Below are 21,035 nucleotides of genomic sequence, written 5' to 3'. Positions count from 1 at the left end.
TCGGCGAGGACTGCCCGCGCCCGCCGGAAGGGCGGCCGGCGGTGGCACCGTCGGCCTCAGGAGATTGGAACGCTGAGGCCGACCGGGAGTGTGGGGCGGCGGCTTGAAGCAGCCCGGACACTTACCTCTCAGGCACCCTCGAGCAGGGCGTGTGAGCGCGAGGCGACTTCGCCCTCGGCGGGTCACATGGTGATGTAATCGACCTTGTCGTTGAAGGTGCCACCGGTCGGGTAGCTGGCGGTGGAGAACTTGTAGCAGTAGCGGGCCGCCAGGGTCATGTACGGGTCGGGCAGGCCTGTTCGGGCGTCGTAGGCCAGCACACCGCCCTGGTAGCGGGTCACGCAGCCCGAGCTGGCCTTGTCCCGGAAGTCCCAGTCCCCGAGCTGCTTCGTCCCACTGGCGGACCACTGGAGTCGACGGCCTGTGTAGTCCGAGTGCTCCCACAGGCAGACCCACCCCTGATAGCAGTCGGTGTAGGCCGTGGGACCGAACTCGCCGCTGGCCTTCGCTGACGCCATGTTGCCGCTGGAACCTCTCGCTGCTGCAGGGGCGATTTCAGCCAGTGCCTGATCCGCTTCCTCGGTAGTGTCGAAGCAGTAGACCTCACCGCTCGGCACTTCGGAACAGGCCTGCGCCCCTTGCCAGCCGTCGGCCAGGTTTATCTTCTTGCCGTTGTAGGTGGCGATCACCGGCTTGGTCTCGGCGAGCTGCTGCTGCAGCGCAGCTTCCTCGGCCGGCGTGGCGAGCCCGACCTCAGGTATGGCGGTGGGCTCGGGTGCTGCCGCTGCGCTTGTCGCGCTCGTGGCTAAGGCGCAGAGGGCGGCAACGACCGGGACGAGGACGCGTGCACGGCGCATGCTGTTACTCCTGTGATGGTTGTGTGTTGGTGCATCACAGGGATCCCACAGCATGCTGCGGGACTTGAGTGCGGGTGTGATCGAGGATGTCGGATTCCCGATCACACTCGTCCGGATGTTCGACCTTGCATGCTCGCTGTCATCGGTGTACTGCTCTGCGTTGCAGAGCCCTTCGGTCTTCTAGGGAGTTCGCCCTGCCCCGTCGACGATGCCGCTGTTGGTGACGGCGACGGAGGTGACGACGGTGCCCGCCTCGCCCCAGGCGTTGTCCTCCACGAGGACTGTGCGCTCCCCCAGCAGTCGGGCCGTGCTCTTGTCGAAGATCCACTCAGTGCGTTCGCCCTCGTGTGTTCGGGCGACGGCAACCCCCTTCCGGCCTGCCGCGTCGACGACGTCGGGGACGATGTCGACTCCAGGAATAAGCGCGGCAGCCCGGTAGAGGGACGCAGCGGTATCGGGTGGAGTCACCCCGCTGCGCAGCAGGTCGCCGATCGTTACGAACGCTTCCTGGTCCGGGCCCGTCGTGGAGTCGGAACCGGCTCCGTGATTCTTCTGGGCGTCGTCGCGGATCTGCTTCAGCAGGGCGTCAGGGTCGGTCGGCAAGGCAGCCAGGAAGTCGTAGGTCGGTGCGTTCAGACTGCCTCGACCGGGAGTTTCCGGCAGCAGGTTGTCCCTGCCGTCCTTGCGCTGCAGAGTCCGCTCACTGCCGTCGACCGAGGTCCACTGCTCCATGGCCTCGCTCTCGCGGAGCAGTTGCATATCGCCGGACTTGGTCTCGGAGAGCGCCGACGTGTGGCCGACCGTCTTGACGTACGAGTACTGGCCGGTGCGCACCTTCGTCTGCGGCGTCGTAGCGGCGGCCAGTGCCGCTCTCTCCAGCAGTTCGACCGACGCCGCCGAAGCCGGTGGCGTGTTCAGCGGAGCGTCAGACGAGCCGAAGTCGAGAGTGAGAACGACGACGGCCGCTCCGGCGGCCATTGCCGCGCCCACCGCCAGCCCCCAGCGCCCTCTCGACCGCGACACCCGACGGGGAGAGCGAGATCGCGCCTGCCGGTCGATCTCGGTCAGGAAGTGAGCACGACGGGCTTCCACTCGTCCGGCTGGCGGCTCCGGATAGGGAGTCGGGGGCAGCATCCGGCTCGCCTGCTCACGCTCGGACTGTTCGCGCTGTTCCAGGCTCATCGTGCACTCCTCCTGTGGGACGGGCGGGCTGAGGTCCCCTCCCTCTGCAATATGTGTCCGCTGTCAGTCCGCGGTTCCACACCATGCGGATCTGGTGCAAGCTCCTCCTCGACGAGCCGGCGCAGCTTCTCTCTCGCCCGAGAGAGCCGGGAACGTACGGTGCCTACCGGAATCCCTAACGCCTCAGCAGCCGCGGCATACCCTAGATCGGACCAGACGACCAGAGTGAAGACCTCGCGCTCAGTTCTCTTCAGACGTTTCAACGCTCGGGCTGCTGCAGCCAGCCGCTCAGCGTCGGCCATCTGACCAACGATTTCGTCCGAAAAGTCAGGTAACGCTTCCGGCGGTGGTAGACGGGACATCGCCTCCCGGTGCCGACGTGCCGCCCGGGCGGTGTTGCGCATCACGTTGGTCGCAATGCCCAAGAGCCACGCCCGGACGCTTCTGACTTCCTCGCGCAGCTTGTCGCGCAGCCGCCAGGCCTCCAAGAAGGTGAGGGACATGACGTCCTCAGCGAGGGCCCAGTCACCCGTCGTCCTGATCGCATGGGCATAGACGACACGCGCATGCTCGTCGAAAATCTCAGCGAACGCCGTCCGATCGCCAGACCGGACCCGTTCATGCAATAGGAAGTCCACAGCAACAAGTGTCCGCACAGCCGCATCGGTTCCACCTCGCGTTCGAGCAGTTGCAGAACCGGCTTGCCCGACGTGGTGCCGGGCGGCGCAGACGTCCCTCAGCGGGTTGCGCCACTAGGGTCTGCTGTGAAAGTGCTGGTCACAGCCACTCGTTGGCGGCTGCGACCAGCACGGTCTCTTCGTAGCGGGCGGCGAGTTTGTCGTACCTCGTGGCGACGGCCCGGTGGCGCTTGAGGCGGTTGATCCCGCACTCGACGGCATGCCGCTGCTTGTAGTCGTCCTTGTCGAACTTCGGCGGCCGCCCGCCGCGTGATCCGCGCTTGAGGCGGTTGCGGACTCGGTCCGCCGGCACCGGAGTGGTGGCCTTGATCCCGCGTCTGCGCAGGTAGGAACGGTTGCTGCGGGAGTCGTACGCCTTGTCGGCCCGGACCCGGTCCGGGCGCTTGCGCGGTCTGCCGAGCCCCAGCCTCGGAACCCGGATTGCGTCCAGGACGGGCTCGAACTGTGGGGAGTCGCCCCGCTGCCCGGCCGTGATCACCGCCGACAAGGGTTTCTGGCCCTGCTCGACCGCGAGGTGGATTTTGCTGGTCAGTCCGCCGCGGGAGCGTCCGAGGCCGTGGTCGGCCGGCTCGACCAAGATCCCGCCGGGCGGCTCCTTTTTGGGCCCCCTTTTCACCGCCCCGGCGGCGTGCTGGTGGGCCCGGCAGACGGTGGAGTCGACGTTGACCTCCCAGGTGATCAGGCCCTTCGCGTCCGCCTCGGCCTGTTGCTGGGTGAGGATCCTTGCCCAGGTGCCATTCTGCTGCCAGCGCCGGAACAGGTCATAGACCCGGTCCCACGGCCCATAACGTTCGGGCACGTCCCGCCACGGAGCACCGGTCCGGGTCCGCCACCGTATGCCCGTTCCTCCGGTACAGCAGCTGCCCGCGCCGACGTGACCGTGCTCGCCGCCTTCGCGGAGTCCTTGGCGCCGGCACGGCTCCCGTGGAGGAGGAACCCCTGCTGACGCCGGAAGTCGTCCGCAGGGCCGCCTGACGAGGCCGCATCCTAGAGCGGAGAGGAGTCGTGTGGGTGGATACCACCGGCGGATGTGCTCGCGGCGGGCGGGACTGATAGACACAGAGGCACGCGACTACCGACCGCACCCGGCCCACCCACTCGCCCGACCATGACGAGGACACGAGACATGCTGCTGGCCGAGCAGGCGCTCGTCGGGCTCAGACTGCGCGGACAGCAGGTGCAGGCCGCCGTCACCGTTTTCACCGACGAGGCTCGCCGCCGCTCCTCAGCCGGCCTCGGTGCCGTCGACAGCCGGGCGCTGCTCGCCGTTCTCCAGGACCTGCCTGTGGACCTGCCGGTACCGCAGTCCTCGCTCGACGCCCACGCCCTGCGGACGCTGCACACCGCACCGCCCGGCGTCGCGGACCTGGGGGAGGAAGAGCCGGGCGTCGTCGTGCGGCGTCTCGTGCCCGCCGCCCGTGTTGAGCTGGTCCTCGTGCACGGGCCGCACGGTGTCTCCTCCCGTGAGTGGGACGCCGCCGTCCGTGACGCCTCGCAGTTCGCGCCGTTCTGCGCCCGCGGGATCGTCGTATCGCACCGTGCGCCGGAACGAGGGCCTGACCCCGACCTGGACCTGCTCCTCCTCAAGGCCCGCTTCTACGGCGTCGGCGTCGCCACGCACGAGCCGACGGGATCGCTGTCATGGCTGCTCGAACCCGCCCCCTACCGGCCCGAGCGGCACTCCGCGGCTCAGTGGTTATTCCATGAGCAGGCCTGGCGTCAGCTCGGCCCGGACCGCTGCTGACCTTGCTGCTCCTCGACTCCGGGCAGCGCCATCGGACTCGGGCGCCGCCAGGACTGGAGAACCTTCGGAAACGGAATATCCGTCCCCGTTCGGGAGGCCAGTAGGCGGTGGTACTCCCAGGCGTCCGCGAGCTGCTGGCGCCACCAGCCGATGCGTTCGTCGCCGGTCAGTGTCACGTCCAACTCTTCGTGCAGTGCGTACAGTTCGCAGACGCTGTGTTGCAGGGCGGCGATCACATCGGCTTCGCGGTCCGTGAAGCGGGTGAGTGCCGCTCCCTTGCACACCGCGCAGTCGCAGGTCCACGGAGCGACGTGGGCGAACCAGTCCTGCAGCGTTGCCACCCGGTGGTAGCGCAGCAGGCGCCGTACCAGGACGACCGGATACGGCTTGTGCCCGCCACCTCCGTTTCCCGGCCGCGGCGCCACACCGTGCCGCAGCACGGCCGCAACTCCGACCGCCGCACCCAGCGCCCCATGCGCCATTGCGTCGAAGGCGGCCAGGTCGGTCCGCCACAGCATGAGCCGAGGGCAGGAACGGCACAGCTGACGCAGTCCCTCGGCGGCCTGATCACGCTCCAGCGGGTCGCTGTCCGCCTGCATGATCAGTGCCACCGGATGTCGGCAGGCCCGGATCTGCCCGGCGAGGAGCAGCAAGGCCGAACGGCGCAACCATCGCCAGCTGCATGGCAGCAACACCACCGTGTCGTCGCGACGCAGCTGGTTCGCCTGAGCGATCACAGCAGCGAGCACCGGTGCGCCTTCCGCCTCTTCGGCGGGTATGAAGCACGTCGGTGTCACGGCACAGGACGCCCTGTTGTCGCGCTGACCGTCCAGGATTTCGTCGAGCCCGGCGAGATCCAGGTCGCGCCAGCCGTGGACCGTCTTGAGCCCGAAGGGGGTGTCAGCCGTGCCGGTCCGCCGTGTGTGGCTCTCGTGGTCCATGACCACGACCGTCCCCGGGTAGGCGTTGCGGATGGCCCTGCACCGCGCGGGGGCGTCGGCGCCCGTCAGCACCAGCCCGCCCGAACGAGCGGGAACATAAGGGAGAACCTCGTTCGCCGATCGGTCGTTGACCATGATCAGCAAACGGTCCCGCAGTAGTTCATCGATGGCCCCGGTCCCGGCTCCCGTCCCTGCCCCCACGAGATCCCCCCTCACGGCATCAGGACGCCCCGCTCGGTCTCACTGTCAGAGCCGTGAAAAGACGGCCACAAGACCGCGTCCCCGCCGCAGAACCGGTCCCGGCCACCATCTCGGCGTCACGGGATGTGACCCGCTTCCGCCGCGGTTATCCCTTTGTTCACAGCGAGGGACGGCTTTCTTTCCGTTCGCGACGCGAAGTAACCATGCTGTCACGGAATGTGAACCCGGCCCGGGCGCAAGGCGCGCCGAGACTGGCAAGATAGGAGGCCGCGCGCGATGCCGCGTGATCCGGCTGCCACCGGGTGAGGGAACGGGAGTGGCGACTCGTCTGCCGCTCTCCGCGGGCCGCTATCACGGAACCTTCACGATCGGCTGTATTTCCGCACCTCGGCGTGCCGGTCGCTGCCGCGGTCCGAGCGTGAACTGGACGCCCTGTGCACAAAGTTGGCCGAAATTCGGTCACTCGTAAGAGGGATTGAATCAGTAAATCACCCGATGAGATCAGGATGTGATGGACCGTCAGGTTGAACCCATCCGTGCGCTTCCGCCCCTCGGGCGGTCCCGTCCGGCATCCCCCCGGATACCACAGGGAGACGTGCGAGCGATCGGTTCGCGACGAAAGCCGGAATGCCGACGGACTATGCCCTCGGCGGCGTCTTCGCGCTCAGCGGCGTGACTAGCATGAGCCGTACATGGTCGGAAGATCGCCCTCCCGTTGGCTGACCTCCCTTCCGGCCCGCGGCCGGCCTGTGCCGCCGCCCCGATTCCCCTGCTCTCACGGACCGAGGGACCGCTCCATGCCAGTGCCTGCTTCGCCCAGCCAGTATCAACCGGTGGGGGCGCCGCGCACCTCGTTCGCCGTGCCGTCGGCCGTGCTGGTGACGAGCGCCGCCGCCTCGGGCGCGGCGCTCGCCCTGGCACCGTCCGACGCCTTCACCTGGACCCTGGCCGTCGTGGCCGCCGCCTGGGTGTGCGTGGCCGTCACCGTCCTCGCCGGCCACCGGCTCGTCCACCGGGCTCGGATAGCGGCCGCCGAGCAGGAGGCGGAGAAGAGCCGTCTCGCGGCGGAGGCCGCCCGGCGCTCGGCCGAGATCTCGCACCTGGCCGGTGTGACGCTGCCCGCCGTCGCCGCACGGCTGCGGGAGGGCTCGGGCGCCGCCGAGGTGCTGGGCAGCGTGCCGCCGCCGTCGGACCCGCAGTTGCAGCGGCTCGCGCACGCCTTCGCCGCCGCCGTCGAGGAGGACGTGCGCAGGGCGGCCGCCCTGGACGGCGAGTACCGCGAGACCCGGCACGAACTGGACCGGACCCTGGCGGAGCTGGAGCGGCTCACGCGGGAGACGCTGCCCGCCGCGATCGCCCGGCTGCGCGACGGCCGGTCCGCCGCCACCGTCCTCGCCGAGGTCGAACTGCCCGGACTGCCCGCGGTGCGTACCCCGGCCGAGTCGTTCGTCCGCGAGCTCGCCCACAGCGAGCGGCGCGCCGCCGCCGCTCAGGCCGCCTCCGCCAAGGCGCTCAGCCGCGTCCAGGCCAAGGCCGTGAGAATGCTCGCCGACCTGCGGGACATGCAGGAGCGGCACGGCGAGGAGGTCTTCGGCGACCTGCTGAGGCTGGACCACAGCACCTCCCAGCTGGGCCTGATGACCGACCGGCTGGCCCTGCTCATGGGAGGCAGGTCCAGCCGCGCCTGGAACAAGCCGATCGTGATGGAGAGCATCCTGCGCGGTGCCGTCGGCCGCATCGCCGCCTACCAGCGGGTGCGCCTGCACTGCTCCACCCGCGCCGCGGTCTCCGGCTTCGCCGCGGAAGGCGTGATGCACCTGCTCGCCGAGCTGATGGACAACGCCGCGAACTTCTCCCCGCCCATCGACCAGGTGCACGTCTACGTCGAGGACCGCAGCGCGGGCATCGTTGTCACCATCGAGGACAGCGGCCTGAAGATGGCGGACGCGGCGATGCGCCGCGCCGAGGAGGCCGTGGCCGGCCGCGTCACCGACCTCGCCTCGCTCCAGGGCACCCGGCTCGGCCTGGCCGTGGTGGGGCGGCTCGCGGTGAAGTACGGCATCAGCGTCAACTACCGCCCCTCCTCCCGCGGCGGCACCGGCGTCGTCGTCCTGCTGCCCCTGGATCTGCTCGCCCAGCAGCGCGACCTGGCCCCGCACGAGACGGCCCTCCGGCCCACCGCGGTGGCCACGCCCGCCGCCCCCGCCACGCCCGCCGCCCTCGCCGCGCCGGCCCCGTCGCACGAGGCCACCGCCCGTCCCGCGGTCCCTGAGCTGCCCGCCGTCACGCGTCCGGCCGCCGTCGCGGAACCGCCTGGGGTCACGGACCGGGCCGCGGCGACCGAGCGCCCCGCCGCACGTCCCGAGCTGCCCGAACAGGGACGGCACCGGCGGCCCGGCGGCACCACGCCGAACGGCCTGCCGGTCCGTGCCCCCGGCCGCACCATGGCCGAGGCGGAGCGCGAACGCGAGCAGCGGATGCAGGCGTCCGGGCAGACCGGTGACGTACCGGCGACGCGGCGCCCCGCACGCGACGCGGGCTCCCGGTTCGGGGCCTTCCACCGCGCCCGGCAGTCCGGAAACGGCACCGCCGGACCGGGGGCGCGCCCCGCGGCCGAGCCGCCGACGGCTCCGTAGTCCCAGTCCTTCCCGTACGGAGTCCGGGGCGACGGCGCCCCGTCCCGCCCGAGTTCGTGAGATAGGAGGAACGGGCCGGTGACCGGTCAGCCGGACACCACCGTCCCATCACCCACCATGCAGACCACCGACAACAGCCTCAGCTGGCTCCTGCACAGCCTCCTGGAGCAGACCCCCGGCGCGCGGCACGCCCTGGTCCTGTCCCGTGACGGCCTCAAGCTCTGCTGGAGCGAGCACCTGACGCTCGACCGGGCCGACCAGCTGGCGGCGATCTGCTCCGGCATCCAGGCCCTCGCCCAAGGGGCCTCCATGGAGTTCGGCGACGGATCCGGCGGCGTCCGGCAGTCGATGACCGAGTTCCACGGCGGCCTGCTGTTCATCGTGGAGGCCGGCCAGGGGGCGCACCTCGCCGTCGTCGCCGGGGAGGACGCCGACCCCGGAGTGGTCGGCCACCAGATGACGGAGCTGGTCGAGCAGATCGGCGAGCACCTGCGGGCCGAGCCCCGGGACCAGGCCGCCGTGAGCGGCACGTCGTGATGCGCAAACCCGTCGACACGGGCGACCCCGACCGGCTCTACACCGTCACCGGGGGACGCAGCCGCGCCGACGACTCCTTCGACCTGGTCACCCTCGTCGTCAGCGAGAGCGCGCCGGTGCCGGGGATGCAGTCGGAGCACGCCCGGATCCTGGAGCTGTGCCGGCACCCCACCGCCGTCGTCGAGATCGCCGCGGAGCTCGGGCTGCCGGTCACGGTGGTGCGGATCCTGCTCGGCGACCTGCAGGACACGGGCCGCATCACCGCCCGCCATCCGCGCGCGGCACCGTCCGTCGCCTCCATGCCCGATTCCGCTCTACTCCAAGAGGTGCTCCATGGGCTCCGCAACCTCTGAGCTGCCCTCCCGCCGCACACCGCTGAACGACACCGCGGAGACCGGTCTGAAGATCGTCGTCGTCGGGGGGTTCGGCGTCGGCAAGACGACCCTGGTCCGCTCCGTGAGCGAGATACGGCCGCTCAACACCGAGGAGGTGATGACCCAGGCGGGCGTGGGCGTCGACGAGACCGGCGCGGTGGCGACGAAGACCACCACGACGGTCGCGTTCGACTTCGGGCGGATCAGCCTCAACGACCGCATGGTCCTCTACCTGTTCGGGGCCCCCGGGCAGGAGCGTTTCTGGTTCCTGTGGGACAGGCTGTTCTCCGGCACCCTGGGCGCCGTCGTCCTCGTGGACACGCGCCGGATGGACGACTCCTGGTACGCGATAGACAGGCTGGAACACCACCGCACGCCCTTCGTGGTGGCCGTGAACCGGTTCGACGACGACACCGCCCGGTACTCCCTGGACGAGATCCGCCAGGCGCTCGCCCTGCCCGCGCACGTGCCGATGGTCGACTGCGACGCGCGGGTCAGGCAGTCCGGCAAGGACGTACTGATCACCCTCGCCAACCACCTCCACGACATGGCCATCGCCCAGGAGGCGACACTGTGACCGACTCCGGCTACCCCTCCGCGCACCCGGCGCCCCCGGGCTGCCCCGCCCACACCGGCGCGGTACGCCTGGGAGGGCTCGAGTACCAGCAGACGCCGTCGCAGCTCTACCGCACGCTGCGCCGGGAGCACGGCCCGGTCGCGCCGGTGCTGCTCGACGGCGACGTCCCCGCCTGGCTGGTCCTCGGCTACTCCGAGGTCACCTACGTCACCAGCCACGACGAGCTGTTCGCGCGCGACTCGCGGCGCTGGAACCAGTGGGAGAACATCCCGCCCGACTGGCCGCTGCTGCCCTTCGTGGGGTACCAGCCGTCGGTGCTGTTCACCGAGGGCGAGGACCACCGGCGGCGGGCGGGAGTGATCACCGAGGCGCTCGAGGGCGTCGACCAGTTCGAGCTGTCCCACGACTGCCGGCTGATCGCCGACGACCTCATCGCCCGGTTCGCCGGCAGCGGCCAGGCGGAGCTGATGGCGGACTTCGCGCACGCCCTGCCCATGCGGGCCGTGGTGCAGGTGTGCGGCATGCCGACCTCGGGCGAGGACACCCGCCGGCTCGTCGACGACCTGCGGATCTCGCTGGACGCGGGGGAGGGCGACGATCCGGTGGCGGCGTACGGGCGGGTGGGCGAGCGGCTGCGGCAGCTGGTGAAGGACAAGCGGGCCGCCCCGGGCCCGGACGTCACCTCGCGCATGCTGACCCACCCGGCAGGACTGACGGACGAGGAGATCGTCCAGGACCTGATCTCGGTGATCGCGGCGGCGCAGCAGCCGACCGCGAACTGGATCTGCAACACGCTGCGCCTGCTGCTGACGGACGAGCGGTTCGCCGTGAACGTGTCGGGCGGCCGGCTCAGCGTCGGCGAGGCGCTCAACGAGGTGCTGTGGCTGGACACGCCGACGCAGAACTTCATCGGACGGTGGGCCGTGCGGGACGTCCAGCTGGGCGGCCGGCAGATCAGGGCCGGCGACTGCCTGGTGCTGGGGCTGGCCGCGGCCAACACCGACCCGCAGATCTGGCCCGAGGGGCACGTGGGCGCGGAGAACGCCGCGCACCTGTCGTTCAGCAACGGCGAGCACCGGTGCCCCTACCCGGCGCCCCTGCTGGCGGACGTGATGGCGCGGACGGCGGTCGAGACGCTGCTGGAGCGGCTGCCCGACCTGGTCCTCGCGGCGGACCCCGCGGAGCTGAGCTGGCGTCCGTCGATCTGGATGCGGGGCCTCACCGCGCTCCCGGTGCGGTTCACACCGGTCATGCAGTAGCGGCGGGCCTCGGCCTTTCGGCCTTTCGGCCGGGGACGGGGCAGCCGGTACGGAGTGACCCGTACGGAGGGGGCCCGTACGGATCGCCGTACGGGCCGGACGCGCCGGTGTGGACCGTCTGACCGGGTCAGCCGGTCACGGGGGTGAAGCGCACCGGGAGGCGCTGCGGTCCGCGGGTGAACACGCCCTGCTCGGCCGGTTCGAAGCCGTCGGCGAGGCGCACGTCGGGCATGGCGTCGAGGAGCTGGCCGACGCCGGTCTCCACCTCCGCCTTGGCCAGCAGCGCGCCGACGCAGAAGTGCCGGCCGAGCGCGAAGGCGAGGTGGTCGGCGGCGGCGGAGAAGGCGGTCGTGGTGGTGAGGTCGTCGCGGAAGATGTCGAAGCGGTCGGGATCGGCGTAGCGGCTCTCGTCGCGGTTGGCGGCACCTATCAGACAGGTGACGGTGGCGCCCGCGGGTATCGTGCCGCCGCTGAGCTCCACCTCCGTCGCGGACTGCCGCATGATCATGTGCACGGGCGGCGTGAACCGCAGGGTCTCGGCGAAGGCACGGGGGATCAGCGAGCGGTCCGCGCGGACGGCGGCGAGCTGGTCGGGGTGGAGCAGCAGGTTCGCGAAGATGCCGGCGATGGCCTTGTCCGTGGTCTCCCCGCCGGCGGCGAGCAGCAGGCTGCAGAACGCCTTGACGTCCTCGTCGCTCATCCGCACCCCGTCCACCTCGGCGGCGCACAGCGCGGACAGCAGGTCGTCGCCCAGGTTCTCGCGGCGCTCCCGGATGATCGGCAGCATGTACTCGGCGAACTCCACCCGGGTGCGCTCGCCCGCCGCCGTCACCTCGGGGTCGCCCGACAGGTTCCCGAGGAAGGCGATGACGGCCGTGTACCAGCGGTGGAAGCGGGCGTGGTCGGCCTTGTCGAGCCCCAGCATGTCGGCGATGACGTTCACCGGGAAGCGCGTGGCGTAGTCGGCGACCAGGTCGGCGGAGCCGGTGTGCCGGAAGGCGTCGATCAGTTCGCGGGAGTTGCGCTCGATGACGGGCAGGAACTTGTGCTCCAGGTCGCTGCCACGGAAGGCGGGCGCGACGAGGGCCCGGCGCACGGCGTGCTCCCGCCCGCTGAGCTGGAGGATCGTCTTGCCGTGCACGGGCTCGATCTGCCAGGCGTAGTTGTCGGTGGTGAACTCGCCGGCCTTGTCCTTGAAGACGCGCTCGACGTCCTCGTACCGCGACACGATGTAGCTGCGCGTGGCCTCGTGCCAGATGAGGGGCGCGGTCTCCCGCATCACCCGGTAGGCGGGGTAGGGGTTCGCCGCGAACTCGGGCGAGAGGATGTCGGGCACCTGCTGGGCGGTGGACATGGGGCTCCCAGGAGAGACGTCATTTCATGTACCGCACAAGGTTATTGATCAACTATCAGGTGCAACAGAGCTGCCCGGGGGCCGAGCGGCCGGGGAGCGCGCATCGGCCGAAAACCGCCCCTTGGCGGGGCGTCGCTGAGCAGAGACGTTGGCCGGCGCACGCGGGAGCCCTGCCGTCCGATGGGACCGGCAGGGCTCTTGTGACCGTACGCGTGTCAGACGCTCCGCTCCGAGGAAGCCAGCCCGACGAACCCCGCCCACGCGTCACGTGACACCGTGAGGACGGGCCCGGCGGCGGCCTTGGAGTCCCGGACGTGCACATCTGCCGTTCCGCTCGCGACCTCTACGCATTCACCGCCCTCGGTTCCGCTGTAGCTGCTCTTGAACCAGGCGAGGCCGGAGGCGACGGTCGAGGACTCAGCGCTCTTCATGGCGATCCCAGCAACCTTTCAATGAACTCCGTTGACTCTCGCGGACTGAGAGCCTGTGATCGGATAATCCCATAGAGCGCGGCGGCCAGAACTCCTTGTTCCGGGTCGGTCTCCAGAGAGCCGATGCCCCGTGCCTCGGCGTACACGAACTTCTTGCCGTCCCTGCGCGTGACAACGGTGAAGGGCCCGTTCACGCCCGCATTGTCCTCACGGTCGAGCGGCATGATCTGGATCTCGACATTGCGCTTCTGTCCGATCAGCAGCAGGTGCTCCAGCTGTCCCCGCAGCACGGTCTTGCCGCCGTAGGGGCGTCGCAGGAGCGACTCGTCCAGGACGAAGCTCAGGAAGGGCGCCGGTTGGCGGTCGAAGATGTCCTGTCGGGCCAATCGTGCTGCCACACGTTGCTCTGTGGTCTCTTCGTCCAGAGGGGGACGCCTCATGCCGAGTAGCCCTCTCATGTACTCCTCGGTCTGGAGCAGCCCGTTGAGGACGGGCATGCTGTACGAGACGAGCTCAACCGCCTCCTTCTCCAGCGTCGCCATCCCCTGGAAGAACACCGGATACTGAGCCCGCTCCACCTCCTCCTTCCACACGCACAGCAGCCCGCCCGCCCCCAGCACCTCGTCCGCCCGCTCGATCGTCCTCGGTGACGGAATCCTCCGCCCCTGCTCGAACGACGCGACCGTGGCCGCCGAGTACCCGATGCGGCTCCCGAACTCCGCCCGGTCCAGCCCCTCCCGCAGCCGCAGCGTCTTCAGGGTCTGCCCGAACGCGGCGACCACGCCCTTGCCGCCGCCGTCCTCGGGACGGCAGGCGCCGCCCCCGCCGTCGTCGCTCTCCCACCCGTCCCCGACACTCACGACCGTTCCGCCGTCGCCGCCGCCCGCGAGGGCTTCCGCGCCCGTACGCTTCGTCATGGACCACCGCCTTCTCCGGCTCAACGCGCCCGCCGGGGACGCCGTCACGCCGCACGCCTCGTACGCGCGCCGACCCCTCGCGTACAGCGGGCCGCGTCGGTGCGTCACCACTGGTCGCGCTACGTGACCAACGGGATCGTGGTCGGCATGACGCACAACACCGCCGGCCTCACCGGCCCCGGCCGACTCGCCACCCCCATCGCTCACTTGGACAAGACCCCACCCGAACTCGCGTCGGCCGGCCGCACCTTTCAGATGCGGTTCACCTCCACCCGGCGCGGAGCCTGTCTCGCCAGGCGTCTCACCGCCGTCCGCCTGGACGCCTGGGGCGTCCCGTACGGCACCGACGACCACGACGCGGTCGTGCTGATCGTCGCCGAGCTGACGGCGAACGCCGTGCTGCACGGCAACGTCCCCGGCCGGGACTTCCACCTCCGGCTCCACCTGCGCACCGGGCCCGGTTCCGTCACCGTCCGGGTCGAGGTCACCGACACCCGGGGCGAACGGGTCCCGCCCCGACCGGGCGACCCCGGGCCCGCGGTCCCCGCCGTCGACGAAACCGGCCGGGGTCTCCTCCTGGTCGCAGCGCTCGCCGCCCACTGGGGCTGGCATCCGCGGCCGGACGGTCCGGGCAAGACGGTCTGGGCGGAGCGTGAGGTTCCGGCCGGGCCGGTGGGCCCGTGATCGCAGGGGCTGGACGGGTACGTACCCGTACCCGTATCTTGGTCGTCCGGAACGAAGGAGACACCATGGCCGACGCCAACGTCCGCATCCCCGCCGAGGCCCGCGACAGGCTCGCCCGGGTAGCTTCCTCCGAAGGCATGTCCCTGCGGGGCTACCTCTCCCACCTCGCGGAGACCCTGCTCACCCCCGAGGAGCGTGCGGAGAGGGCCGAGCAGGCCCGCGCCGCCCTGCGCGAGTGGAACGGCTACGACCCGAGCGTGAGCGAACAGGCGGCTCTCGACGCGGAGCTCGACCGGCGGCTGAGCGAGGCGGGCGTCAGGTGACGGTCGAACCCCTGCACATTGTCCTGGACGACACCGCGATGGTCGCGGCAGGGAAGGGCAACGCACTCGCCTCCCGGCTGATCCATCGTGCTCATGCCGAGGCGGGCTGGTTCCTCTACGCCCCGGCCTGTGCCCTGGTCTCGGCCGATCGTGTGCGGCCGGGCACGGCGGAGCATCTCGCAGCGCTCCCCGGCATCACCGTCCTGGAGCTGGACCTGCCCGCGGCGCTGGCCGTGGCGCGCGAGACCTCCTGGGCACCGGCCCACACCCGGTACGCCGCCGAGCCGACGGCGGAGCGGCCGAACGGCGCAGTGATCGCCACCACCGCACCCGAGGCGTGGAAGGGGCAGCCCGTACGTCTCATCGAGTTGGGTCCCTGATCGCCGGAACGCGGTAGGACTTGTCACGGGTGGCCGGTGCCCGCGCGCCGGGCCGGGACACGGACGGCCGGCCTGCCTTCACTGTGCGAGGGGTGCCGGTCGATGGGACCGGCCGTCAGAGATGTCGCCCGATGTGGGCGACGCGGATTGTCTTCTCCTCGTGCACCAGCCGGAAGTAGATACGCCCGGCGTTCCGGCCAGGAAAGTGCGGGCCCGGCCCGGGATCAGGGCATGCCGCAGTTCCTGCCGGGAGAGGGGCAGGCCGCCGGTGTTGACCAGGGGAAGACGTTGGACCTGGCCGCCTCCGGGGTCCCCTTGCGGATCAGCAGCACGGAGAGCTTGCTCTCCAGGATGCGGGTCTGCATCCTGCCGGGGAGGTCCTCGAAGCCGGCGCCGTCGTACCGGGTCAGGTACTCCGGGTTCCAGCCGCAGCGGCTTCAGACCGGCCGTCTCCGGCTGCGCGAAGCGCACGATGCTGGTGAGCCGCTGGACACCGTCGACCACGGACCAGCACTCGTCCGCCTCCTCCGCCACGTAGAGCGTGGGCAGGGCGATCCGCAGCGGCAGAGACTCGATCAGCCGGCTCTGCGCGGTGTCGTTCCAGATGCCGGAACGGCGCTGGAAGTCCGGCACGACCTGAGTCCTGGCAACCAGGCCGCGTGGGCTTCGCTGGTGCGGTCCATGTACTGATCGAGCCCTCCCATCCGCAGACAGTTGGGCCTCCACTTGTCCTGGTATTCGGAGGAGCTTCAGGAAACCGTCCGGACCCTACGGAGCGAGCCGAGTGCGGGGTGAACCGCAGCGCGGCCCTCGGTGGCGCCCTTCAAGGGGCATGCGCGCACTCGATATGTACCGACGTCATGGATGCTGACTGCGACGTTTGGGAGTGGCTCCCCGGCCTTCTGGCCGAACGGTCTGCATTTCCTATGTCGCGTCGTCCCGGCCTCGCAGTGACGACAGGACCATGCGGCCGTACCGTGTGGTGAGAATCGCCCCTGCTGTGGCGACCGACAGTGCCAGGGCGATGAGCAGGTGGGCCATCGATTCGTCGCCGAGGACCTGCAGGATGCCGAGGGCGGTACCCAGGGGCAGGCCGAGAACGGTGAGAACCCCCAGGGCGGCACCGATCTGCTGGCTCTCCTGCGTCTGCACGAGCCGGCTGTAGTCAGCGGCTTCGGTGAGGATCTCGCTGAAGCGGGCCGGAAGCCGGTGCTGGTGCTGGAAGGCGAGCAGCAGGTCGTTGGCCGGCCCGTGAGCGGTGAGGTGTTGTCGCCAGTAGGTGCTGCGGAAGAGGGCAATGTTCCGCTCCAGGGTGGCCACGCGACGGGCGAGACCCGAGGCGTTGAACACGTCGGAGAGTTCGTCGGTGAGTTCGTCGATGTGATCGCGCTGGAGGGAGCCGAGGAGCAGCGCGTCGAGGTAAACGGTGCGAGAGTGCAGCGCGCCGAACTCGAAGAAGTCGCCGGTGCCGGTGTCGGGCCGGTGGCCCAGGAAGGCGGCCCCCTGCCGGAGCACCAGGGCGCTCCAGTCGGCGGAGATCCTTATGGTGTCCTTGAGCTGTTCGTCGGCGGTCTCCGGCGGGACGGGGAAGTCCTCGTGTGTGGACCGTGATGCCAGTTGCCACAGCCACTGGTCCGCAGTGGCGGGCAGGCGCTCGTCCACGCCGGTGCGGAGTGCCGGGGTGTGCTGTGACGTCGGAGTCAGAAAGGCGATCGTGTAGGGCCTGGCGATCGCGAACGGCGCGGCGTGGTTTCGGATATCGGCGATGCCGGTGAGGAGCTCGGCCGGGTCGAACGGACCGGTGAGCGGATCGCCGGCTGTGGCCGATCGCCGGCCGGCGAGGGCCCTCAGTACGGGCAGTAGCGGTCTCTCGACGCTGAAGTGCAATACCCCGAGGGCGTGGTCGGGATTGCGGGCGGTGGCCGTGCGCACGAGCTCCATGCCCAACAGGGTCAGCCCGTCGTGCTTGACGTCCAGCGGAAGGTGCCAGCGAAGGTGCCGCCCGGGTGCCCCGTAGAGGGCGCGGGCGGAGGCCGGGGCGAAGTAGGTGGACCGGGTCGGGGCGTCAGTGCGACGGCCACCCAGCGCGAACGGAAAAGGGCCTTCGGGCCAGCCGGGAACGCGCAGCAGCCGTACCGGCAGGACGGCGGTCAGTTCCTGGCGCGCCCCGGTCACCTCGTCGAGCGGCGGAGGGGAGACGGTCACGCGTAGTACTCGGCGGGGTCGGGCTGGTCGAGGCGGATGACGAACTCCGCCCGGTCGGGGCTCTCGGCGCTGACGTGGAAGCGCACGCGCTCGCCGGTGCGGATGGTCCTGAACCCCTCTGTCACGATCTGCCGGTAGTCGAAGCCGTAGTACCGCTCGTCCTCGTCGTCCCGGACGATGTAAGAGCCCAGGGCGCCGTTCGTCCCTCCGCCGCTCGGTCTTCTGTCGACAATCGTTCCGTGCCGGGGCCCGCCGCCGCTCACGCTTCCGTCTCCTCCGTTTCGGTCTTGATGTCATGCACGCACCGGAAACCGACCGCGTTGCTCCCGCCGCGCTTGCGGTAAACACCCTTGCTGCCGACCTGCACCGCGCGCATGGGGTTGTCGTAGCTGCCGCCGCAGATCACGGCCTCCCCGGGGTCGTCCAGGCTGGTCGATGTCCATTCCCAGCAGTTGCCCACCATGTCGAGGACACCGAACGGCGAGCGGTTGCCCGGGCGTTCCCCGACGGGGGTCACACCGGCCCTGCGGACGGCGTCACCCGCGAAATCGCGGTACCACGCCTGGTACGTCACGACAGGCCGTCCGACCCAGGAGTCCGCGCAGTTGACGCGGCTGCTGTCGGGCGTATCGCCCCACGGGAACAGCCTTCCGTCCCTGCCGCGTGCGGCGGCTTCCCATTCGAGGGAGGTCGGCAGACGCTTGCCTTCGAACGCGGCGAACGCGTACGCGCTCCACCAGTTCACGCAAATGGCCGGGTGATCGGCGTAGCGCGGATTCTCGTAGTAGTCCGGATGCCTCAGCCGGTCGGTCCAGGGGCGGTGTGTGACGTGCGCGGGCTGGTCCGGGTGGTCCCACCGTGAGGTGCCGTCCGCTTCGAGGGCGTCCAGGAAACGGCGGTAGCGGGCGACCGTCACCGCATGGCGGTCGAAGCGTACGGAACGTGGGACGCGGCGGATCAGCAGCCGCTCGGCCGGACCGACAAGATACGCCCCGGCCGGCAGTACGCAGTCGTCGGTCTCCGCGACGCCGGACATTCCCGCGAGGAAGACGCGTACCTGCTCCGTGAGGAAGGCGCCGCCCGGAATGTCTGCCGCTGCGTCCAGGTGTGCGGGCTCCGCCAGGTAGCGGGCGGCCAGCAGCTCCTGGTACGCCGTGTGCACGAAGGCGACGTGGTCCGGCCCTGCCGGGCGCAGCAGGGGCGCGAGGACGCACGCGTCGAGATCAAGGCGTCCGTCCGAGAAGGCACCGGTCCCCAACGTCCTGTGGAGATCGAGGAGTGAGAAGGTGGTCCTGCCGCTCAGGAAGGCCGACCCGAAGGCGGAAGGCATCCGCTCCTCCACGCCGGGACACCCGCGCTCGGTCAGTGTCCGCGTGATGTGCGCGCCCAGGATGTCGCCGAGTGCCTGTCCCGAGGGGAGTTCCAGAGCCGCCGTGACGCGCCTCTCCAGCGGGGTGGCCTCGGGGTCGGCCAGACGCACGACGTGGAAGTGCGGGACGCGTGACGGGTCGATGCCGTTCGCGTACATCTGCTCGACCAGTTGCTCGGATCGGCCCGCTCCGCTGTCCAGCAACTGACGTACCTGAGGTGAGTCAGCGAGGAACGACACCCGGGAGCTCATGACCACCGCCGACTCGGCGGACAGAACGGCTGCCAGGTCGGTGAAGAGTCTGAGGAACCCGTCCGGACTGGGCTCCTCGACGCCTTCGTCGACGGCGTCGAGCACGCACAAAGCGGTCCCGGAGCGGATCAGGTAGAGGAAGAGGTCCCAGGCACGGGAGCGCTCCGGTCCCATGGCAGGCGCCAGGAGCCGGGCCGCGTACTCGGAGAACGGCTCGTCCTTCGGTTTGAGACCGAGATCGAAGTAGAAGCGGAAGCGGCGGATTTCTGGATTGAGGGCGAGTGAGCGCAGGAGGGTGCTCTTGCCGCTTCCCGGACGACCGGTCACCAGGACGTTCGCGCTGCCGCGCGACAGGCGGGTCAGCAACTCCGCCGCGTCGCCGGACTGCTCCACCTTCTGCTCGCCGGTGCGGGGATCCGTGCTGAGCACCGCCGCCGCGACGGCGATCCGTGGCTCGACGGGCCCGCCAACGGACGTGAGGCCGGAGAGGTGCGTCTCCAGACTGACGATGGTGTCGACGAAACCGTCGTAGCGCACGATCCGGAAGTCCGTACCCAGCAACTGGTGGAGGGCGCCGGGCGCCGCGCCCCCGTCGTCGTCCAGCACGACGAACCGGGTGAGCTTGGGCAGCTTGGTACGCAGCAGTTCGCCGCCGCTCGCGGAGAGTACCGTTCCCAGGTCGTCGGCGTCCCTGGAGAGCATCAGCTCCACGTACTCCAGACGCATCCCCGACTCGCGACAGAACAACTGGTACACGGTGTCAGGACTGAGGACGAACCGCTTGGCCTGCCGGTAGCCGAGAGTGACGTAGAGCCCGGCTAGGAACTCGCAGCGGCGCGCCACCTCCGGTGCCACGTCCGGTTCGTCGCCGAGGAGGGCCGCGCTTCCGGTCGCGGTGAACCAGACCAGTACATCGACGAGTCGGCGGGCCGCCAGCAGTCCGTCCTCGTCACTGATGTCGTACCCGTCGTGGGTGGACCGGTTGCGCAACCGCCGGATGTCGTCGAGCGCGTCCATGACCGTACTGCTCCGGATGTACGGTCGGCAGCGCTTGACGAGGTCGTTCAGCGCCTTCGTCGAAGGGTCGCCCTCGATGCCGTGGTGGCGCCACAGTTCCTTGAGCAGCCTCTCGGTCAGCTTGCCGATGAGGGCCACCGCGTTCTCGGGATAGCCGTCGTTCAGGGACCGCAACGGCCGTTCCAGGTCGAGCCCCAGCCGGTCGGCGATCCGGGAGTGGTCGTCCAGCTCACTCCGCAGCCGTCGTAACCGTTCGTCGACCACGGTGCTCATGCGGACTCCTCCCGGCGCTGTCCCAGGACGAACGCGAACCGGTCGGGAAACACCAAGACGGGATCCGGGTGGGCGGCGCGCATCTCCTCGACGCCCTTCTCGATCTCGTTGTCGCTGAAGGTGGAGAGCAGGGACATGTAACGGGCACGCACCATGCCGAAGTACCGGTCCCGGTCGATGCGCAACTCGTGCTCGACGTGGGTGAGACGCGCTTCCAGCCCGGCCGCGCGCAGGTGCTCCACGATGTGCGCCGGGTCCGGCTGCAACTCCTCGAACCGGGTGAGAGCCGCCTCGAACAGCGGGTACCGAATACTGGTCGGGAGCATCACCACCAGCAGCCGGCCGCCGGGCGCCAGCAGGTCGGCGAGGCCCTGGAGCGTGTGCTCCGGGTCGGTCAGATGGTGCACCGACTCCTTGAGCCACATCGCGTCGAGCCGCTCGTACGGCAGCTGCGCACGGTCCTCCGCGATGTCCTCGGCGGAGGCGACCACTGATGTCAGGCCTGCTGGGGGAGGTGTGCCGAGCCCGCGCAACATCGCCTCGGAGGGGTCGATGCAGAGAATGGGCCGGTGCGGCCGGAGTTGCCTGGCCACTTCTCTGGCGAACAGGCCGGTTCCGGCGCCGACATCGGCGATCCGGTCCGTGGGAGTGAGTCGCAGCGTTTCGGCGATCCGGCCGGACATCCAGGGGATGTAGTCCGGGCCGTAGACCCAATGCTCGTCGTACTCGGCCGCCAGTTCCTCGTAGTGCCCCCGTACGTCGCCCCGCTCCACGCTCCCCCTCGCGTCCTTGTGTACTGCCGACTTGCTGTGTTTGCGCCGGTC

General features: G+C 70.1%; 22 protein-coding genes and 1 pseudogene. 9 read left to right on the top strand and 14 right to left on the bottom strand.

Going from position 1 to position 21,035, the window contains the following annotated elements:
- Window positions 1–182: 182 nt before the first annotated feature.
- The 4 genes from F1615_RS16110 to F1615_RS16095 form a co-directional block, all read right to left on the bottom strand.
- Window positions 183–857: a peptidase inhibitor family I36 protein gene (locus F1615_RS16110; RefSeq protein ID WP_167533767.1), complete on the bottom strand. Its 675-nt coding sequence runs from the start codon at window positions 855–857 to the stop codon at window positions 183–185.
- 180 nt (window positions 858–1,037) lie between these two features.
- Window positions 1,038–2,039, bottom strand: a complete 1,002-nt coding sequence (locus F1615_RS16105; RefSeq protein ID WP_149549671.1) for a CU044_5270 family protein — start codon at window positions 2,037–2,039, stop codon at window positions 1,038–1,040.
- Window positions 2,036–2,677: an RNA polymerase sigma factor gene (locus tag F1615_RS16100; RefSeq protein ID WP_149549670.1), complete on the bottom strand. Its 642-nt coding sequence runs from the start codon at window positions 2,675–2,677 to the stop codon at window positions 2,036–2,038. Before F1615_RS16100 ends, F1615_RS16105 begins: the two co-directional genes overlap by 4 nt.
- A 139-nt stretch (window positions 2,678–2,816) precedes the next feature.
- Window positions 2,817–3,797 carry an IS5 family transposase gene (locus F1615_RS16095; protein WP_425385644.1) on the bottom strand — a complete coding sequence of 327 codons (981 nt, stop codon included), beginning with the start codon at window positions 3,795–3,797 and terminating at the stop codon, window positions 2,817–2,819.
- Window positions 3,798–3,845: 48 nt separating this feature from the next.
- Between F1615_RS16095 and F1615_RS16090 the strand changes: the two genes are divergently transcribed.
- Window positions 3,846–4,481, top strand: coding sequence for a hypothetical protein (locus F1615_RS16090; protein WP_149549669.1), 636 nt, complete (start codon window positions 3,846–3,848; stop codon window positions 4,479–4,481).
- Here F1615_RS16090 and F1615_RS16085 read toward each other — a convergent pair.
- On the bottom strand, window positions 4,457–5,557 hold the full coding sequence (locus F1615_RS16085; RefSeq protein ID WP_149549827.1) for a hypothetical protein: 1,101 nt from the start codon (window positions 5,555–5,557) through the stop codon (window positions 4,457–4,459). The genes F1615_RS16090 and F1615_RS16085 overlap by 25 nt on opposite strands.
- A gap of 863 nt (window positions 5,558–6,420) precedes the next feature.
- On the opposite strand from F1615_RS16085, the gene F1615_RS16080 reads away from it, so the two are divergent.
- The 5 genes from F1615_RS16080 to F1615_RS16060 all read left to right on the top strand — a co-directional run bounded on the left by F1615_RS16080 (window position 6,421) and on the right by F1615_RS16060 (window position 11,006).
- Window positions 6,421–8,259, top strand: coding sequence for an ATP-binding protein (locus tag F1615_RS16080; RefSeq protein WP_149549668.1), 1,839 nt, complete (start codon window positions 6,421–6,423; stop codon window positions 8,257–8,259).
- Between the two features lie 117 nt (window positions 8,260–8,376).
- On the top strand, window positions 8,377–8,796 hold the full coding sequence (locus tag F1615_RS16075; RefSeq protein ID WP_208818330.1) for a roadblock/LC7 domain-containing protein: 420 nt from the start codon (window positions 8,377–8,379) through the stop codon (window positions 8,794–8,796).
- Window positions 8,793–9,149 (top strand): DUF742 domain-containing protein, encoded by a 357-nt coding sequence (locus tag F1615_RS16070; RefSeq protein ID WP_149549666.1) that lies wholly within the window; start codon window positions 8,793–8,795, stop codon window positions 9,147–9,149. Before F1615_RS16075 ends, F1615_RS16070 begins: the two co-directional genes overlap by 4 nt.
- Complete coding sequence (locus F1615_RS16065) at window positions 9,130–9,747, top strand: GTP-binding protein (protein WP_149549665.1); 618 nt, start codon at window positions 9,130–9,132, stop codon at window positions 9,745–9,747. The genes F1615_RS16070 and F1615_RS16065 overlap by 20 nt, the downstream gene beginning before the upstream one ends.
- Window positions 9,744–11,006 (top strand): cytochrome P450, encoded by a 1,263-nt coding sequence (locus tag F1615_RS16060; RefSeq protein WP_149549664.1) that lies wholly within the window; start codon window positions 9,744–9,746, stop codon window positions 11,004–11,006. The genes F1615_RS16065 and F1615_RS16060 overlap by 4 nt, the downstream gene beginning before the upstream one ends.
- A 127-nt stretch (window positions 11,007–11,133) precedes the next feature.
- On the opposite strand, the gene F1615_RS16055 is transcribed toward F1615_RS16060, so the two are convergent.
- The 3 genes from F1615_RS16055 to F1615_RS16045 all read right to left on the bottom strand — a co-directional run bounded on the left by F1615_RS16055 (window position 11,134) and on the right by F1615_RS16045 (window position 13,708).
- Window positions 11,134–12,360, bottom strand: a complete 1,227-nt coding sequence (locus tag F1615_RS16055) for a cytochrome P450 (RefSeq protein ID WP_149549663.1) — start codon at window positions 12,358–12,360, stop codon at window positions 11,134–11,136.
- Window positions 12,361–12,575: 215 nt separating this feature from the next.
- On the bottom strand, window positions 12,576–12,791 hold the full coding sequence (locus F1615_RS16050; protein ID WP_149549662.1) for a DUF397 domain-containing protein: 216 nt from the start codon (window positions 12,789–12,791) through the stop codon (window positions 12,576–12,578).
- Window positions 12,788–13,708: a helix-turn-helix domain-containing protein gene (locus F1615_RS16045; RefSeq protein WP_149549661.1), complete on the bottom strand. Its 921-nt coding sequence runs from the start codon at window positions 13,706–13,708 to the stop codon at window positions 12,788–12,790. Before F1615_RS16045 ends, F1615_RS16050 begins: the two co-directional genes overlap by 4 nt.
- 147 nt (window positions 13,709–13,855) lie before the next feature.
- On the opposite strand from F1615_RS16045, the gene F1615_RS16040 reads away from it, so the two are divergent.
- The 3 genes from F1615_RS16040 to F1615_RS16030 all read left to right on the top strand — a co-directional run bounded on the left by F1615_RS16040 (window position 13,856) and on the right by F1615_RS16030 (window position 15,095).
- Window positions 13,856–14,392: an ATP-binding protein gene (locus F1615_RS16040; protein ID WP_208818329.1), complete on the top strand. Its 537-nt coding sequence runs from the start codon at window positions 13,856–13,858 to the stop codon at window positions 14,390–14,392.
- A 65-nt stretch (window positions 14,393–14,457) separates the two neighbouring features.
- Entirely contained in the window at window positions 14,458–14,715 is a 258-nt protein-coding gene (locus tag F1615_RS16035; protein WP_149549659.1) for a hypothetical protein, read from the top strand.
- Between the two features lie 38 nt (window positions 14,716–14,753).
- Entirely contained in the window at window positions 14,754–15,095 is a 342-nt protein-coding gene (locus tag F1615_RS16030) for a hypothetical protein (RefSeq protein WP_208818337.1), read from the top strand.
- 224 nt (window positions 15,096–15,319) lie between these two features.
- On the opposite strand, the gene F1615_RS36335 is transcribed toward F1615_RS16030, so the two are convergent.
- The 6 genes and pseudogenes from F1615_RS36335 to F1615_RS16005 form a co-directional block, all read right to left on the bottom strand.
- The gene (locus F1615_RS36335) at window positions 15,320–15,460 is read right to left on the bottom strand and encodes a hypothetical protein (RefSeq protein ID WP_244328760.1); all 141 of its coding nucleotides are present in this window, start codon (window positions 15,458–15,460) and stop codon (window positions 15,320–15,322) included.
- 100 nt (window positions 15,461–15,560) lie between these two features.
- Window positions 15,561–15,728, bottom strand: a pseudogene (locus F1615_RS37110) (DUF262 domain-containing protein); the annotation flags it as partial.
- Window positions 15,729–16,019: 291 nt separating this feature from the next.
- Window positions 16,020–17,300, bottom strand: a complete 1,281-nt coding sequence (locus F1615_RS16020) for a hypothetical protein (RefSeq protein WP_149549658.1) — start codon at window positions 17,298–17,300, stop codon at window positions 16,020–16,022.
- A complete protein-coding gene (locus F1615_RS16015) occupies window positions 17,297–17,563 on the bottom strand; it encodes a hypothetical protein (protein ID WP_149549657.1) in 267 nt (88 codons plus the stop codon). The genes F1615_RS16020 and F1615_RS16015 overlap by 4 nt, the downstream gene beginning before the upstream one ends.
- Window positions 17,560–20,211 carry an SUMF1/EgtB/PvdO family nonheme iron enzyme gene (locus F1615_RS16010; RefSeq protein WP_149549656.1) on the bottom strand — a complete coding sequence of 884 codons (2,652 nt, stop codon included), beginning with the start codon at window positions 20,209–20,211 and terminating at the stop codon, window positions 17,560–17,562. The genes F1615_RS16015 and F1615_RS16010 overlap by 4 nt, the downstream gene beginning before the upstream one ends.
- Window positions 20,208–20,984, bottom strand: a complete 777-nt coding sequence (locus F1615_RS16005; RefSeq protein ID WP_149549655.1) for a class I SAM-dependent methyltransferase — start codon at window positions 20,982–20,984, stop codon at window positions 20,208–20,210. The genes F1615_RS16010 and F1615_RS16005 overlap by 4 nt, the downstream gene beginning before the upstream one ends.
- Window positions 20,985–21,035: the final 51 nt, after the last annotated feature.

Origin of the sequence: Streptomyces marokkonensis, assembly GCF_008312835.1 — a bacterium.
In the GTDB taxonomy this organism is placed as follows: Bacteria; Actinomycetota; Actinomycetes; order Streptomycetales; family Streptomycetaceae; genus Streptomyces; species Streptomyces marokkonensis_A.
Note: the sequence above shows the minus strand (reverse complement) of the source record. Positions and strands in the feature narration are given on the sequence as shown.